A 16,430-nucleotide genomic window follows, 5' to 3' on the forward strand; every position below is an offset into this window, starting at 1 on the left:
CATGGCCAGTGACATTCTGATTGTCGACGACGAGGCAGATATCCGCGATCTCGTTGCGGGTATTCTTGATGATGAGGGTTTTCAGACCCGGACGGCGCGCGACAGCGATTCGGCGCTCACGGAAATTGCCAACCGGCGCCCGCATCTGGTGTTCCTCGATATCTGGCTGCAGGGCTCCAAGCTCGACGGCCTGCAGTTGCTGGAGCAGATCAAGAAGGATCACGCCGACGTGCCGGTGGTGATGATCTCCGGCCACGGCAACATCGAAACGGCGGTCGCGGCGATCAAGCGCGGCGCCTATGACTTCATCGAAAAGCCGTTCAAGTCGGACCGGCTGATCCTGGTCGCGACACGGGCGCTGGAAACCTCGCGCCTCAAGCGCGAGGTGAAGGAACTGAAACAGCTGGCGCCCGCCGCCAGCGTTCTGACCGGCCGCTCCGCCTGCATGAACCAGTTGCGCCAGACCATCGACCGTGCCGCCAAGGCCAACAGCCGAATTCTGATCGTCGGCCCCTCCGGTTCAGGCAAGGAGCTGGCGGCGCGCACGCTGCACCATGCCTCGAGCCGTTCCGAAGGACCGTTCGTGGTGATCAATGCCGCCGCGATCACGCCGGAGCGGATGGAAGTCGAGCTGTTCGGGATCGAGCAGTCGAACGGCGAACAGGCGCGCAAGGCCGGTGCGCTCGAAGAGGCCCATGGCGGCACGCTGTTCATCGACGAAATCGCCGACATGCCGCGCGAGACCCAGAACAAGATTCTGCGCGTGCTGGTGGATCAGACCTTTCAGCGCTCCGGCGGCACCGTCAAGGTGCATGTCGATGTCCGCATCATTTCCTCGACCGCGCGTAATCTGGAGGAGGAGATCGCGGAAGGGCGATTCCGCGAAGATCTTTATCACCGGCTCTCGGTGGTGCCGATCCGGGTACCGCCGCTGTCGGAACGCCGCGAGGACATTCCCGAGCTGATCGACTATTTCATGGACCAGATTTCGGTGGCCAGCGGCTTGCCGAAACGCCAGATCGGCCAGGACGCGATGGCGGTGTTGCAGTCGCACGTCTGGCCCGGCAACGTGCGCCAGCTCCGCAACAACGTCGAGCGTGTGATGATTTTGGCGGGCGGCGGGCCCGAGGTGATCATCACGGCCGACATGCTGCCGCAGGACGTCGGTTCGATGGTGCCGGCGATGCCGACCAGCAACAACGGCGAACACATCATGGGGTTGCCGCTCCGCGAGGCGCGGGAAGTTTTCGAACGCGATTATCTGATCGCCCAGATCAGCCGGTTCTCCGGCAATATCTCGCGGACCGCGGAATTCGTCGGCATGGAACGCTCGGCCCTGCACCGCAAGCTGAAGGCACTGGGCGTGGGGTAGAGCCAACCTGCCGTCATTGCGGCGTGGGCAGCGATCCATGCAATTGCTTGGGAATATTCATCTCTTTCCGTACATTTGCGGAGAATGAAAAGCAGGTTCCTCGTGGGTGACGCGCGAACCGGCTTGCCTAAAAACCGCGCGTGCCCTCTAATCGTACCGCCGAGCCAACCGGAGGGGGATCTCAGGGGTGGACGGCGATCGGGGGAGGCTCCGTTAGAGAGCAGCAACCGGTTTAATAAAAAGAAGCACAAGACGGCGGGATAAAAACAATGGCGGCAGACCGCGCACAAAATCTACAAGACACCTTCCTCAACCACGTTCGTAAAACCAAAACGCCTCTCACGATCTTCCTGGTCAACGGAGTGAAGCTGCAAGGGATTGTCACCTGGTTCGACAATTTCTGCCTGTTGCTGCGGCGCGACGGTCATTCGCAGCTGGTCTACAAGCATGCGATTTCGACCATTATGCCCGGCGCTCCGATCCAGTTGTTCGAGGGCGGCGAGGATGCTCCGGCGTGAGAGTGACCTGATTGGAACCCCTGGACCGTAACGGGGAAGCCGACCGACCGAGGTCGGCGGGGGGCCAGCAAACCGGGCGGGTGATTGTCATCGGCCCGTATGTGCGGATGCGCCGCGGCGATGCCGATGCGCAGACGAACGACGGCGTGCGCGATTCCGAAGCGCGCATCGACGAGGCCGCCGGGCTCGCGCGTGCCATCGAGTTGACCGTGGTAGAAGCGCTGATCGCACCGATCAGCCAGATCCGGCCTGCCACCTATCTCGGCAAGGGCAAGGTCGAGGAGATCACCGGTCTGATCGCGGGCCACGATATCGAGCTGGTGGTGATGGATTGCGCGCTGTCGCCGATCCAGCAGCGCAACCTCGAGAAGGCCTGGAACACCAAGGTGCTCGATCGCACCGGATTGATCCTGGAAATTTTCGGCCGCCGCGCCAAGACCAAGGAAGGCTCGCTTCAGGTCGAACTTGCGCATCTGAACTATCAGCGCAGCCGCCTGGTGCGGTCCTGGACCCATCTGGAGCGTCAGCGCGGCGGCTTCGGGTTCATGGGCGGTCCCGGCGAAACCCAGATCGAAGCCGACCGCCGCCTGATCGGCGACCGCATCACGCGGCTGGAAAACGAAATCAAGAAGGTGCAGGCGACGCGGCGGCTGCACCGTGCCGGACGGCAGCGCGTGCCGTACCGCGTGGTGGCGCTGGTCGGCTACACCAATGCCGGCAAGTCGACGCTGTTCAATCGGCTGACGCGCGCCGAGGTGCAGGCCGCCGACATGCTGTTTGCGACCCTCGATCCGACCCTGCGCGCGCTGAGCCTGCCGCATGGCGGCAAGGCGATGCTGTCGGACACCGTCGGCTTCATTTCCAACCTGCCGACGCAACTCGTCGCCGCGTTTCGCGCCACGCTGGAAGAGGTGCTGGAGGCGGATATCATCCTGCACGTCCGCGACATCTCGCATGAGGATGCGGAGGCGCAGGAGCGTGATGTCGACGCCGTGCTACGCCAGCTCGGCATCGATCCCGACGCCGGCGCCCGCCTGCTCGAGGTCTGGAACAAGATCGACCGCTTCGACCCCGAGGAGCGCGAGAACCTGCGCAACATTGCCGCCCGCCGTCCGCCGGAGCGGCCGTGCTTCCTGGTCTCCGCCGAAACCGGCGAGGGGATCGAAGCGCTGCTGACCGCGATCGAGGACCGGCTGGCCGCGACCCGGATTACACTCGACCTGTCGATCGAGGCGTCGGACGGTGCCGGCATCAGCTGGCTGCATCGCAATGCCGAGGTTCTGGCCAAGGAGTTGCACGACGACCGCTTCGACATGACCGTGCGCGTCGACGAGACCAAGCGGGATATCGTGGTCTCGCGGTTTGGGGCAGTACCGCGCGCGGCATGAGGCCGGCTCATCCGGGCCACCCCTGACAGCTAATGTGACAGCGGAGTGACCCGGAGCGGGATTACCTGGCTGCGGCCTTGATATCCTGCGTCCGGACCCCACCGATCCACTTTGTATTTGAGTTTTGCGCGGGCTTGGTCCATTCCGCTCCGGACGCCAAGAGTGAGGTCCGTGATGTCGAATTCCTCCGAGACGATCGTTGCTGCCGACCATGCCGCGCATGCGGCAGGCGATCTCGCGCTCGAAAGGGCGCCGGATATCATTGTGGCGCTCAACGCCCGGCCGCCGGAAGCTGCCGCCGAAATCCTTCAGCATTTGTCTTCGGAAAAGGCTGTCGAGGTGCTCGATCAGCCCGGTATTGACAATGTCTGCGAGATCATCGCCGCACTCCCGACCGAGACGGCCGTCGCTCTGTTGTCAGCCGTGTCGGCGGATCGCGCGGCGGATATTTTCAAGGAACTGATCGAGCCGCTCCGGACCACGCTGCTAAATGGCCTGAACCAGGAAACCCGGACCACGGTCTCGGAACTGCTGGCCTATCCGGAGCGCAGCGCCGGCAGCATCATGACGACCGAGTTCGTCAGCGTGCCCTCGAACTGGACCATCGCGGAGGTGCTGCATCACATCCGGATGGTCGAGCGCACCCGCGAAACCGTCTATTCCATCTTCGTCGTCGATCCCGTCAAGAAGACGCTGATCCAGGCGGTGCCGCTACGCCGTCTGATCTCCGGCGATCCGCATGCCAACGTCCTGACCGCGGCGCCCGCCCGCAAGCCGCTGACCGTCGGGCCGCATTCCGATCGCATGGATGCGGCGCGGCTGATATCGAAATATGATCTGCTCGCCGTGGCCGTTGTGGACGCACCGGGCCATGTGCTGGGCATCGTCACCGTCGATGACGTCATCGACGCCATCGTCGAGGAATCGACCGAAGACGCTCAGAAGTTCGGCGGCATGGAAGCGCTGGACGAGCCTTATCTGCGGATCAGTTTTCTCCAGATGATCAAGAAGCGGGGCGGCTGGCTCTGCGCGCTTTTCCTGTCCGAAATGCTGACGGCCAGCGCGATGCAGACATTCCAGGGCGAACTCGAGAAGGCCATCGTGTTGACGCTGTTCATTCCCCTGATCATGAGTTCGGGCGGCAATTCGGGATCGCAAGCGACATCGCTGCTGATCCGCTCCCTGGCCTTGCACGAACTTCGGCTGCGCGACTGGTGGCGGGTCGCGGTGCGCGAACTGCCGACCGGCCTGACGCTCGGGGCCATTCTCGGCCTGATCGGAATAGCGAGAATAACGATCTGGCAAACGCTGGGTATTTTCGACTACGGCGAACACTGGATCTTGGTCGCGATCACGGTCGGAACCGCGCTGGTCGGCATCGTGACCTTCGGATCGCTGACGGGCTCGATGCTGCCGTTTATTCTGCAGCGCGTCGGCTTCGACCCGGCGAGTGCGTCCGCACCGTTTGTCGCAACGCTGGTCGACGTCACCGGCCTCGTCATCTACTTCGGCGTAGCCGCGCTCATTCTGCGGGGCACGTTGTTATAATCGCTGCTGCGCTCCGCAGCCTTCGCCTCGTTCCACAGGGCGTCCATTTCCTCGAGCGAGGCATTTTCGAGCGAACGGCCCTTGGCTTCCAAGGCGCGCTCGATATGGCCGAAGCGGCGTTCGAATTTGGCGTTGGTGGCGCGTAGCGCGGTTTCGGGATCGGCGCCGACATGGCGCGCCAGATTGACCAGCGCGAACAGGAGATCGCCGGTTTCGGCCGCGAGTTCTTCGGCATCGCCGCCATCGAGCGCCGCCTCGATCTCGTCGGCCTCCTCGCGGATCTTGTGCAGCACCGCGCGCGGGTCGTTCCAGTCGAAGCCGACGGTCGACGCCTTACGCTGCAATTCCATCGCGCGCGTCAATGCCGGCTGGCCGGCCTTGATCCCGGACAGTAGCGATTTGTGTTCGGCAGGTTGCTGCGGCCGGCGCGCGGCGCGCTCGGCCTTTTCCTCGGCCTTGATGCGGTCCCAGGCTTCCTTGACATGGGAGGGTGTCAACTTGCCGTCCTTGTCGGCGAAGACATGGGGATGCCGCCGGATCATCTTTCGCGAAATGGCTTCGACCACATCGCCAAATGCAAAGGCATTCTGCTCCTCCGCCATTCGGGCGTGGAACACCACCTGCAGCAGGAGATCGCCGAGCTCGTCCTTGAGATCGTCGAGGTCGCCGCGCGCGATGGCATCGACCACCTCGTAGGCCTCCTCGATGGTGTAGGGCGCGATGGTCGCAAAGTCCTGTTCGAGGTCCCACGGGCAACCGGTCACCGGCGTGCGCAGCGCCGCCATGATTTCGAGCAGTCTTGAAATATCGCGGGAAGGGGTCATGCGGCACCGAACGTTTGAGGTTCGGAACTTATGCCGCATGCAGCCGCCCGATCCCAGCAAAACGAGCCGGAACAAGCGTGATTTCCACCGATTGGCCGCTATACCTGCGTGGCCGTCGTGCGGCGCCGGAGCACCATCAGGCGAGCAATCTTCGCGGCGCAAAGCCCGAAAAAGGCGGTGCAAAGGAGTGCGGTGAGCCGGTTGCCGGGATCGAATATCAGCATCGCGATGCCTGACATGACGAAGACAATGCAAGCGATCTCCAGCAACCACAGCACCACCGGGCCATGCGCGCGGGCCTGTGACGTCATGCTTTCCTGCAGGGACAGTTTTTCGTCGGAGCGTTCCATGCGAGGCAGCGCGCGCCACATCCAGCCGAGATAGAAACAAACGAGCAGCGCGGCGACAGCAAGCGGGGCGAGATAGGGCTCATACATGCCGGATACGATGACCAGCACCAGCGTCACCACCATGTAGGCTTTCACTTGCTGTCGCAGCCGCTGATAATCCTGCTCCGAGGCGATCGCGTACCCGCCGCCGAGCACGCCCCAGGGAAAGAACAGCTTGCGGTCATCCTGCGCCGTCTTGAAGCTGCCGCTGGTGAGACCGTCGAAATAGCCCATGACAGAAATCCATTGTTGGCGACGCTTGCAGCTAGAAATACCCGCGACTTTGTGCGAACTCCGTGATGCAGTTCACATTGACAAGTCACACTGAGCGAGCGCGTCGGCCAAGGACACCATGAGCGATCAATCCAAATCCGAAACCGCGCTCGTGCTGTTTTCCGGCGGCCAGGATTCCACCACCTGCCTTGCCTGGGCGTTGCAGCGCTTTGCGCGCGTCGAAATGATCGGCTTCAGCTACGGTCAGCGCCACGCCATCGAACTTGAGTGCCGCGACCGGCTATTGTCAGGCATCACATCGCTGCGGCCGGAGTGGGCGACAAGACTCGGCGAGAACCACACACTGGAGATTCCCACGTTGGCCGAAATTTCCGATACCGCGCTGACCCGCGACGTCGCGATCGAGATGGGCGCGGATGGCCTGCCCAATACCTTCGTGCCGGGCCGCAATCTGGTGTTTTTGACGTTCGCCGCGGCGCTGGCCTACCGGCGCGGCATCCGTCACATCATCGGCGGCATGTGCGAGACCGATTACTCCGGCTATCCGGATTGCCGCGACGAGACCATCAAGGCGCTGCAGTCCGCGCTCAACCTCGGCATGGCCAAAAACTTTGAACTGCACACGCCGCTGATGTGGCTCGACAAGGCCTCGACCTGGAAACTCGCGCACGAACTCGGCGGGGCAGGGCTGGTCGATCTGATCCGCGAACATTCCCACACCTGTTACCTCGGCGAGCGCGGCGCGCAGCACGATTGGGGCTATGGTTGCGGCGAATGCCCGGCCTGCGCGTTGCGCGCCAAGGGCTGGCGGGAGTATGCGGAAGAGTAGCTGTGCGCCGCATATTCGCATTGTCATCGCCCGCGAAGGCGGGCGATCCAGTATCCGAGATAGCTGATTTAGAGCAGAGAAGCCGCGGCATACTGGATACCCGCCTTCGCGGGTATGACGATTTGAGGAGTCGTGACTAGCCGAAATCCTGTTGCGTCAGTTCGATCGGCGCGCCATGCGGCGTGCGGTCGGCGGCGTGGTCCCAGGCGTTGCGGTAGCGATTTAGGGTTTCGGATGTCGCGACGCCCTTTTCGGCTACCAGAGTTTCCAGCGTCGCCAGCCAGTGCCGGTAGTAGGTTTCGCCGGTGTCGGGATCGCCATTGGCTTGTGCGCGCTTGATCTCGGCCGCAAGCGCGCTGGCCCATTCAGTCCAGGTAAACACGCCGCGGTCATGCAGGGTCAGCGCCATGGCAAAGGCGTGCGCTTCCCAAGGCTCACGAAACACCGGACCGTCCTCGTCACGGGGAATGCCCGGCACATGGTCGGTAGCGCGGGCCGCTGCGGCGTCCATCATGCGAGTTCCAGATAGGGCTCGAATGCGTCGATGGATATTTTCAGGGTCGGGTCGGCATCAGGCCCCCATAGTTCAACGCTGTCGAACACGACCGTGTAGAGCCATTGCGGATTCTCGCCGGAGTCGGTGGCGGCCGTATCCGGATACACATGACAACCGTGGTCGCGCTCGACGACGCCGACATGGCCGCGGACGTAGCGCGGCAGCCGGGTGTGTGTTGTCGGGTGAATATTCCTGGCACGCACCCGATCGCCCGATTTGAACTTCGCCGGGGCCGGCGCGGTGCGACCGAATTTGCCGCGCACCATCACGCGCTCGACATCGTCGACCTCGAACTTGCCGCGCTTGAGCGGCTTCGGCGGTTGGACCGCATGTCCGGCAGCGACATCTTCGGCGGAGATAAAGCCCTTGTCGACCAGAAGGTCTTCGAGCCCAAGGAACCACTTCTTGTAATAGGAACTGCCGAGATAGACGTCCGGCCGCAACATTTCCCGGTAAAAGCGCGACGTATCGATATTGAACGCACCGGCCGCGCCCATCGCGCGCACCATGGCCAACACGCGCGCTTCCCATTCGGTGTGAAACATCGGTTCGTTCGGCTCCGGCTCGACCTTGCCGAAGCCGTCCATGCCGCCCATGTCGTGCACGCCGTTCATGACGGCGCTCCCGGCGTCTTTGGAAAGCCGGTGCCGATCATCGAATCACGCGTGACGAGTTCAGTCAGTTGAGCCTCGCTCCAGCCTTCCGTGCCGGCCGGCCGCATCGGCAGCACCAGAAAACGCGTCTCGGCAGTGGAATCCCACACCCGGATCTCGATTTCCTTCGGCAGGCTGACGCCAAAGTCCGCGAGCACCCCCCGTGGATCCTTGACCGCGCGTGAGCGATACGGAGCCGCCTTGTACCAGACGGGGGGCAGTCCGAGCATTTCCCAGGGGTAACAGGAGCACAGCGTGCACACGACCATGTTGTGGCGTTGTGGCGTGTTCTCGACCGCGACGAGATGGTCGCCGACCCGGCTGACATGACCGAGCGTGCTCACCGCCTTGGTGGCGTCATCCAGCAGCGCCTGTTTGAAGGCGGGATCGGTCCAGGCCTTGGCGACGACGCGCGCGCCATTGTGGGGACCGATTTTCGTCTCATAGGCCTGGATGATGGCGTCGAGCGCCGCCGGATCGACATAGCCCTTCTCGGTCAGGATCGTCTCCAGCGCGCGGACGCGCAGCTCGGTCTCCGACAGTTCGGAACGGTCGTGATCGTGGTGGTGATGGTCGTGTTCATGTTCGCTCATGCCGCAAGGATAGTCGTAAAATCCGGGCCATGTCGAGGCGGCGACTCTGGTACGTTTCTCCGATGGGGATCAGGGCAGGGCGCATCGGACTAGCGGCGATAGCGGTCATTTTGGCCGGGTTTTCGGCTGGAGCTGCGCGGGCGGCGAATGGCGCCTATGCGGTGGATGCCGCCGATATTTCCGAGACCGGCTCCTGCAAGGTCGAGAGCTGGATGCAGGCCGCGACCAACACCGATTTTTCGATGGTCGCCAACCCCTCCTGCGTGGTCGATCCGTTCAAGCTGAAGCCGGTCGAACTCAGCATGCTCAGCAACGAGGCGCGCAGCGGCGGCGACTGGAGCACCACCTTCGCGCCGAAGGCCAAGATGAACCTGGAGCCGACCGGCGTCGGCAAGCTCGGCTTTTCGATTTCGGGCGGCGGTCAGTTCGATGCCTTGACCGGGCAAAACCAGACCGTCTTTGCGACCATCCCGGCGACGTTCCGGCTGACCGAGGTCACCCGCATCAATCTCAACGGCGGTTGGCTGTGGGACCGCACCGTCGACCGGCACTACTTCACCTACGGGATCGGTTTCGACTGGAAGTTCACCGACACCTTGCAGTGGACCATCGAGGCCTACGGCCAGGCCGGGCAATCCGATATTCCGAGCGTGGTGCGGCCGCGATTCCAGACCGGCGTGCGCTACCGGCCCAACGAGATTTTCTCGGTCGACCTGATCTACGGCCACAACATCACCGGCGAGAATGCCAACTGGATCACGCTCGGCACTACGATCCGGTGGCCGGCGCCCGAAGGCAGGCCCGCGCGCGAACGCACCGGGCATCTGTAAGCGCTATACCAATCAAGAAGAACAGGGCAGGGAGGCCCGCTTGACGCAATTTGTGACCATCGAGAAAGGCCTCGGGCCCGAGGGCCGCATCGCGGTCGTGCGTTTCGACCGTGGCGACGGCATCAATGCGCTGTCGCCGGAGGCGCTGCGCCAGCTCACCGATGCGGCCCGCAGCTTTGAGGACGACGCGGAGACCTCGGTCGTGGTGCTGACGGGCGGCGCCAAATCGTTCAGCGCCGGCTTCGATCTCAGGGATCCCGAGGGCAAGTCGCGCCAGACCATGGATCTCGGCGCGCTGCGCCGGCATCTCAAGCTCGGGCCGCGGCTGACGCGGGCGTGGCAGGAGATGGAGCAGATCACCATCGGCGCCATCGAAGGCTTTTGCGTCGGTGGCGGCGTCGCGCTGGCGGTAGCGCTGGATTTCCGCGTCATGGCCCGCGATGCGCACATCCGTGTGCCCGAGATCGGGCTCGGCATGAACATGAGCTGGCAGAGCGTGCCGCGCATGCTGCACCTGATGGGACCGGCACGCACCAAGCAGGCCGTGATTCTCGCGGACCAGCGCATCTCCTCGGCCGAGGCTTACGAATGGGGGCTGGTGGAGGAGGTGGCCGATCCCGGCAAGGCGTTCGACAGCGCGATGGCGCTCGCCGGCAAGGTCGCGGCCCAACCGCCGATCTCGGTCGCGATGACCAAGCTCACCGTCAATCGGCTCGCACACGCGCTCGACGATCTAGCCAGCCATATGGACCTCGACCAGTTCGCGCTGGCCAGCCTGTCCGAGGATCACAAGGAAGGCGTCGGCGCGTTTCTTGAGCGCCGCAAGCCGCGGTTCAGAGGACGCTAGGCAAGCGGTTCACGTCACCGGGGCAGGGTTGAACAACACGAGATCGTTGTGCAGGCCCCATTTGTCGGCCCAGACCTGCTTGCGGCCGCTGGCGACATCCAGGATCAAGTGAAACAGTTCCCAGCCGGCTTCCTCGATGGTGATTTCGCCGCTGGCGATCCGGCCGGCGTCGAAATCGATCAGGTCCGACCAGCGCCGGGCCAACTCGGTCCGCGTCGAGACCTTGATGACGGGCGCTTCAGCTAAGCCATAAGGCGTGCCGCGCCCGGTGGTGAACACCTGCAGGTTCATGCCGGCGGCGAGCTGCAGGGTGCCGCAGACGAAATCGCTGGCCGGCGTCGCGGCAAACAGCAGGCCTTTGGTATGCGCGCGCTCGCCGGGGCCGATCACGCCCGAGATCGCGCTGCAGCCGGACTTGACGATCGAGCCCAGCGACTTCTCCACGATGTTGGCGAGGCCGCCTTTCTTGTTGCCCGGCGTGGTGTTGGCGCTGCGATCGGCGCCACCGCGCGCCAGATAGGCATCGTACCAGTCCATCTCGCGCACCAGCGCGCGCCCGACGTCGGCGTTGACGGCGCGGCGCGTCAATAGCTCGATGGCGTCGCGCACTTCGGTCACTTCCGAAAACATCACCGTGGCGCCGGCTCGAACCAGCAGATCGGAAGCGAATCCGAGCGCGGGATTGGCGGTGACGCCGGAAAAGGCGTCGCTGCCGCCGCATTGCAGGCCGACGGTGAGGTCGGAGGCGGGGCAGGTCTCGCGCTTGCGCTGGTTCAGGACCTTCAGGCGGGCGTCGGCCATTTTGAAAATGGTCTCGACCATGTCGCCAAAGCTCTGATTGCCTTCGTCCTGCAGCCGCGTCAGGTGCGACGGGCTGCCTTCCGGGATCAACCGCTCGGGGGCAAGTTTTTCGCAACCGAGGCCGACCACCATGACCTCGCCGCCGAAATTCGGATTCCTCGCAATGTTCTGCAGGGTGCGGATCGGGATCATCGCGTCGGGCGCATTGATGGCGACCCCGCAGCCATAGGCATGGGTCACGGCCACGACATCGTCGACATTGGGATAGCGTGGCAGCAGTTCGGCCTTGATCCGCTTCAACGCGAATTCCAGCGTGCCGGAGACGCATTGCACCGACGTCGAGATGGCGAGGATGTTCTTGACGCCGACCGAGCCGTCCGCGTTCCGAAAGCCTTCGAACGTGTAGCCGGTCAGGGGAGGTTGCGTCTCCGGCACTGCGTTGGCGATCTCGAGCTTGTCGAGGTCCGGCGCCTCCGGCATCCGGATCCGGGCTTCCTCGACCCATTCGCCGGTCATGATCGGCTGCAGCGCATAGCCGATGATTTCACCGTAGCGCACGATCGCTGCGTCCTGCGCGATGTCAGCCAAAGCCACCTTGTGGCCCTGTGGCACGAAGTTGCGCAGTTCGAGGCCGCAGCCGAATTTGGTCCCGGCGGGCAGGCCGAAATCGTTGACGATGATGGCGACGTTGTCGCGCGCATTCAGCTTGATGTAACGCGGCGCGTAAGCGTCGGCCGAGACCGTCATGTTCATGGCAAGTCCTGTTCGCAAGCGCCGTTTCAGCCGGTACAGATATAGGCGATTTTGAGCACCGCGTGGGGCGTAAACTGTTCGGGCGTTCGGGCCGGACAGCATGGCAATGCGGGCAGCGAACGATTAAATATCGTTCGAAATGCCAAACAGCGACCTCCAAGCATTCGTCCGGCGTCACGATCGACTGTTCGTTCTGACAGGCGCCGGATGCAGCACGAATTCGGGGATTCCCGACTATCGGGATGCCGATGGCAGCTGGAAACGGACACAGCCCGTGCGCTTCCAGGCGTTTGTCGCCGACGATGCCACCCGGCGCCGCTATTGGGCCCGCAGCATGATCGGCTGGCGGCGCTTCGGACAAGCCCGTCCCAACGATGCGCATCACGCCTTGGCGCGTCTCGAGGCAGCCGGCCGCAGCCAGATGCTCCTCACCCAGAATGTGGACCGATTGCACCAGGCCGCCGGGAGCAGGGTGGTGATCGACCTTCATGGCCGCCTCGATCTGGTCCGCTGCATGGCCTGCTCGGCCGCCCGGCGCCGTGCCGACTTCCAGGAAGATCTGGTCCGCCTCAACGCGCCCTGGGCTGGCCTGGATGCAGCTGCGTTGCCGGATGGCGATGCCGAACTCGACCATATGGACTTCTCGGGCTTTGCCGTGCCGCCTTGCGCTTCTTGTGGCGGCCTCATGAAGCCTGACGTCGTGTTCTTTGGCGAAAGCGTTCCGCGAGATCAGATTGCCTTGGCTATGGAGGCTCTGGAGCAGGCCAACGCGATGCTGGTCGTGGGTTCGTCCCTGATGGTCTATTCGGGGTTCCGGTTCGCTCAGGCGGCAGCACGGCGCGGTATTCCGATCGCCGCCGTCAATCTCGGCCGGACGCGCGCAGACGACTTGCTGACCCTGAAGATCGAAGACCGTTGCGAGGCGGCGCTGTCGTTTCTCCTGTAGCCCGATACGCATCCGACGATCGCAGGGGCGTTGGTCCGGAGCATACCCGCAAAACCCAACGGCCATATCTGTAATTCGCATAAGGTATATTATGGAATATTTATATCTATAATTAGATCAGATATTTAGCCGGATTTCCTTCCAGACGCCCTCAGGATTGGCGCTGGTTCGTCGGCTTGGCTGAAGCCATCTGTATCCCATCCACGGTCTCGATCGCTCCGTGGCCTTCGCACGCGTCACTTGGTCCTAAAGCCGATGTTGCCGTGGCTCGTGTCCGCTGCAATAAGCCGACGCGAATGCGAGATCGCTGATGACCTGATGGCGTCAGGTCCGTATAGAATTGCATCTCAAGAACAAAAAGCCTCAAGGGAGAAACAGATGAGCTTTTCACGACGCACGCTTCTGAAGGCATCCGCTGCGTCAGCGGTTCTGGGCGGCATTGGCGCACCCATGGTGGCGCGGGCCCAGACGGCCGAATTCACCTACAAATTTGCCAACAATCTTCCGGAATCGCATCCGTTCATGACGCGCGCCCGCGAGATGGCCGCCGCGATCAAGGCCGAGACCAGCGGCCGGTTCGACATGCAGGTTTTCCCGAACAGCCAGCTCGGTTCCGACACCGACATGCTGAGCCAGGTTCGTTCCGGCGGCATCGAGTTTTTCACGCTGTCCGGACTGATCCTGGCCACCCTGGTGCCGGCGGCCTCGATCAACGGCGTCGGCTTCGCGTTCAAGGACTACCCGTCGGTCTGGGCGGCCATGGACGGCGATCTCGGCGCCTATGTGCGTGGCGAGATCAACAAGGCCGGCCTCGAGGTCATGGACAAGATCTGGGACAACGGTTTTCGGCAGACCACGTCGTCGACCAAGCCGATCAATGGTCCGGACGACTACAAGGGCTTCAAGATCCGCGTGCCGGTTTCGCCGCTGTGGACTTCGATGTTCAAGGCGTTCGACGCCTCGCCCGCCTCGATCAATTTCAGCGAAGTTTATTCGGCGCTGCAGACCAAGATCGTCGAAGGTCAGGAAAATCCGCTGGCGCTGATCTCGACCGCAAAACTCTACGAAGTGCAGAAATACTGCTCGATGACCAACCACATGTGGGACGGTTTCTGGTTCCTGATGAACCGCCGTGCCTGGGCGGCGTTGCCTGATGACATCAAGACCATCGTCGCCAAGAACGTTAACGCCGCCGCGGTCAAGGAGCGTGCCGATACCGAGAAGCTCAACATCACCGTCCGCGAAGAACTGGCCGGCAAGGGCCTGGTCTTCAACCAGCCTGACGTGGCGCCGTTCCGGGAAAAACTCCGTTCCGCCGGCTTCTACGCGGAATGGAAGGGCAAATACGGCGACAAGGCCTGGGAAATCCTGGAAAAGTCGGTCGGCAAACTCTCGTAAGTATAAGTGCAGGGGGCCGTCATGGCTCATGCCGAATTGACCGAGATCGCGCCCGGCGAGGTGACCGCAAGGTCCCCTCGCCGCCGTTCTGGATTGGCGTCGGTCGAACATTTCCTCGGAATCCTGGTGGAGATTCCGGCGGCCTTTCTGGTGGTCGCCGAAATCGTGATCCTGTTTGCCGGCGTGGTGTCGCGCTACGTGCTGCACAGTCCGTTGATCTGGTCGGACGAACTGGCGTCGATCCTGTTCCTGTGGCTGGCGATGCTGGGCTCCGCGGTCGCATTCCGGCGCGTCGAGCACATGCGCATGACGGCGATCGTCGCCAGCGCCCGGCCGGCGATGCGCGCCTATCTGGACTTGGTCGCGACCTGCGCCGCGTTGGCGTTCCTGTTGATGATCGTATGGCCGTCCTACGACTATGCCTATGAGGAAAGTTTCATCACGACGCCGGCGCTGCAGATCTCCAATAGCTGGCGCGCCGCGGCCTTGCCGGTCGGCATCTGCCTGATGGGCCTGTTCGCGTTTCTGCGGCTGCTGCGGGCCGGCGATCTCTGGATGGTGCTGCGCGCGATCCTGTCGGTTGCTGTTGTCATCGCCGTGTTCTGGCTGTTGAAGGGAACGCTGAAACCGCTCGGCAATCTCAACCTCATCATCTTCTTTGTCGGCGTCGCCGGTTTCTGCGTGTTTGCCGGCGTGCCGATTGCGTTCGGGTTTGGCCTTGCGACCTATGGCTATCTGGCGCTGACGACGCGCACGCCGCTGATGGTGCTGATCGGGCGCATGGACGAGGGCATGAGCCACCTGATCCTGCTGTCGGTGCCGCTGTTCGTGTTCTTAGGACTCCTGATCGAGATGACCGGCATGGCGCGGGCGATGGTCGGCTTCCTGGCGAGCCTGCTCGGCCATGTCCGCGGCGGGCTGCATTACGTGCTGGTCGGCGCGATGTATCTGGTGTCGGGCATCTCCGGCTCGAAGGCCGCCGACATGGCCGCCGTGGCGCCGGTGCTGTTTCCGGAGATGAAGCTGCGCGGCGCCAAGCCGGGCGATCTGGTCGCCCTGCTCGCCGCCACCGGCGCGCAGACCGAAACCATTCCGCCGAGCCTGGTGCTGATCACGATCGGTTCGGTCACCGGCGTGTCGATTGCCGCCTTGTTCACCGGCGGATTGCTGCCGGGCGTGGTGCTGGCGATCACGCTGTCGGCGCTGGTGTGGTGGCGTTACCGCGGCGAAAACCTCGAGCACGTCACCAAGGCGAGCGGCCGCGAGATCGGCCGCGCCTTCGTCATCGCCCTGCCCGCATTGGCGCTGCCGTTCGTGATCCGCTACGCCGTGGTCGAAGGCATCGCAACCGCGACCGAAGTCTCCACCATCGGCATCATCTATGCCTTCATCGTCGGCTTTCTGGTTTACGGCCTTTTGATCTACCGCAAGTTCGAGTGGCGGCGGATCGTGCCAATGTTGGTGGAGACCGCGTGCCTGTCGGGCGCGATCCTGTTGATCATCGGCTGCGCCACCGGCATGGCCTGGGGCCTCACGCAATCAGGCTTCTCGCGGGCGCTGGCTTCAGCCATGACCGGCCTGCCCGGCGGTTCGGCGACCTTCATCGCGGTGTCGATCGTGGCCTTTGTCGTGCTCGGCAGCGTGCTGGAGGGCATTCCGGCGATCGTGCTGTTCGGGCCGTTGTTGTTCCCGATCGCGCGCGCCGTCGGCGTCCACGAGGTGCACTACGCGATGATCATCATCCTGGCGATGGGGATCGGATTGTTCGCGCCGCCGTTCGGGGTCGGCTATTATGCCGCCTGCGCCATCGGAAAGGTCGATCCGGCCGAGGGGATCAAGCCGATCTGGGGCTACCTGCTGGCGCTGATGATCGGCCTGATTATCGTGGCGATCTTCCCGTGGATTTCGATCGGGTTCCTGTAACGTCAACTTTGCCAATGGGACGGAGCCG

16 protein-coding genes are annotated in these 16,430 nt (G+C 63.3%); 10 read left to right on the forward strand and 6 right to left on the reverse strand.

Features of this window, described 5'->3' with window-relative positions:
* Window position 1: 1 nt before the first annotated feature.
* The 4 genes from BLS26_RS35150 (at window position 2) to mgtE (ending at window position 4,826) form a co-directional block, all read left to right on the forward strand.
* On the forward strand, window positions 2-1,372 hold the full coding sequence (locus tag BLS26_RS35150; protein ID WP_092517319.1) for a sigma-54 dependent transcriptional regulator: 1,371 nt from the start codon (window positions 2-4) through the stop codon (window positions 1,370-1,372).
* A gap of 269 nt (window positions 1,373-1,641) precedes the next feature.
* Window positions 1,642-1,890, forward strand: a complete 249-nt coding sequence (hfq, locus tag BLS26_RS35155; protein ID WP_006020546.1) for an RNA chaperone Hfq — start codon at window positions 1,642-1,644, stop codon at window positions 1,888-1,890.
* Between the two features lie 80 nt (window positions 1,891-1,970).
* Window positions 1,971-3,278, forward strand: coding sequence for a GTPase HflX (gene hflX, locus BLS26_RS35160; RefSeq protein WP_371360722.1), 1,308 nt, complete (start codon window positions 1,971-1,973; stop codon window positions 3,276-3,278).
* Between the two features lie 174 nt (window positions 3,279-3,452).
* On the forward strand, window positions 3,453-4,826 hold the full coding sequence (gene mgtE / locus BLS26_RS35165; protein ID WP_092517323.1) for a magnesium transporter: 1,374 nt from the start codon (window positions 3,453-3,455) through the stop codon (window positions 4,824-4,826).
* Here mgtE and mazG read toward each other — a convergent pair.
* Window positions 4,781-5,650 (reverse strand): nucleoside triphosphate pyrophosphohydrolase, encoded by an 870-nt coding sequence (gene mazG / locus BLS26_RS35170; RefSeq protein ID WP_092517325.1) that lies wholly within the window; start codon window positions 5,648-5,650, stop codon window positions 4,781-4,783. The genes mgtE and mazG overlap by 46 nt on opposite strands.
* A 98-nt stretch (window positions 5,651-5,748) precedes the next feature.
* Window positions 5,749-6,273, reverse strand: a complete 525-nt coding sequence (locus BLS26_RS35175) for a hypothetical protein (RefSeq protein WP_092517337.1) — start codon at window positions 6,271-6,273, stop codon at window positions 5,749-5,751.
* Between the two features lie 118 nt (window positions 6,274-6,391).
* On the opposite strand from BLS26_RS35175, the gene queC reads away from it, so the two are divergent.
* A complete protein-coding gene (gene queC / locus BLS26_RS35180; protein ID WP_092517344.1) occupies window positions 6,392-7,102 on the forward strand; it encodes a 7-cyano-7-deazaguanine synthase QueC in 711 nt (236 codons plus the stop codon).
* Window positions 7,103-7,238: 136 nt separating this feature from the next.
* Here the strand turns inward: queC and BLS26_RS35185 are convergent, their stop codons facing one another.
* From BLS26_RS35185 to nthA, 3 genes are read right to left on the reverse strand one after another with little or no spacing between them, the layout of a single operon-like run.
* On the reverse strand, window positions 7,239-7,616 hold the full coding sequence (locus BLS26_RS35185; protein ID WP_092517346.1) for a nitrile hydratase accessory protein: 378 nt from the start codon (window positions 7,614-7,616) through the stop codon (window positions 7,239-7,241).
* On the reverse strand, window positions 7,613-8,272 hold the full coding sequence (gene nthB, locus BLS26_RS35190; RefSeq protein ID WP_092517348.1) for a nitrile hydratase subunit beta: 660 nt from the start codon (window positions 8,270-8,272) through the stop codon (window positions 7,613-7,615). Before nthB ends, BLS26_RS35185 begins: the two co-directional genes overlap by 4 nt.
* Window positions 8,269-8,904, reverse strand: coding sequence for a nitrile hydratase subunit alpha (gene nthA / locus BLS26_RS35195; RefSeq protein ID WP_092517350.1), 636 nt, complete (start codon window positions 8,902-8,904; stop codon window positions 8,269-8,271). Before nthA ends, nthB begins: the two co-directional genes overlap by 4 nt.
* Window positions 8,905-8,966: 62 nt before the next feature.
* Between nthA and BLS26_RS35200 the strand changes: the two genes are divergently transcribed.
* A complete protein-coding gene (locus BLS26_RS35200) occupies window positions 8,967-9,734 on the forward strand; it encodes a hypothetical protein (RefSeq protein WP_092517352.1) in 768 nt (255 codons plus the stop codon).
* 40 nt (window positions 9,735-9,774) lie between these two features.
* On the forward strand, window positions 9,775-10,581 hold the full coding sequence (locus tag BLS26_RS35205) for an enoyl-CoA hydratase/isomerase family protein (RefSeq protein ID WP_092517354.1): 807 nt from the start codon (window positions 9,775-9,777) through the stop codon (window positions 10,579-10,581).
* Window positions 10,582-10,590: 9 nt separating this feature from the next.
* Here BLS26_RS35205 and garD read toward each other — a convergent pair whose 3' ends face one another.
* Window positions 10,591-12,135: a galactarate dehydratase gene (garD, locus tag BLS26_RS35210; RefSeq protein WP_092517356.1), complete on the reverse strand. Its 1,545-nt coding sequence runs from the start codon at window positions 12,133-12,135 to the stop codon at window positions 10,591-10,593.
* Between the two features lie 139 nt (window positions 12,136-12,274).
* Here garD and BLS26_RS35215 point away from each other — a divergent pair, with 139 nt between their 5' ends.
* From BLS26_RS35215 to BLS26_RS35225, 3 genes are all read left to right on the forward strand, one after another.
* The gene (locus tag BLS26_RS35215; RefSeq protein ID WP_092517358.1) at window positions 12,275-13,081 is read left to right on the forward strand and encodes an NAD-dependent protein deacetylase; all 807 of its coding nucleotides are present in this window, start codon (window positions 12,275-12,277) and stop codon (window positions 13,079-13,081) included.
* 378 nt (window positions 13,082-13,459) lie between these two features.
* Window positions 13,460-14,479, forward strand: a complete 1,020-nt coding sequence (locus BLS26_RS35220) for a TRAP transporter substrate-binding protein (RefSeq protein ID WP_092517360.1) — start codon at window positions 13,460-13,462, stop codon at window positions 14,477-14,479.
* Between the two features lie 21 nt (window positions 14,480-14,500).
* Window positions 14,501-16,402, forward strand: coding sequence for a TRAP transporter large permease subunit (locus BLS26_RS35225; protein WP_092517362.1), 1,902 nt, complete (start codon window positions 14,501-14,503; stop codon window positions 16,400-16,402).
* Window positions 16,403-16,430: the final 28 nt, after the last annotated feature.

The sequence above is a fragment of the Afipia sp. GAS231 genome (assembly GCF_900103365.1).
Taxonomy (GTDB): Bacteria; Pseudomonadota; Alphaproteobacteria; order Rhizobiales; family Xanthobacteraceae; genus Bradyrhizobium.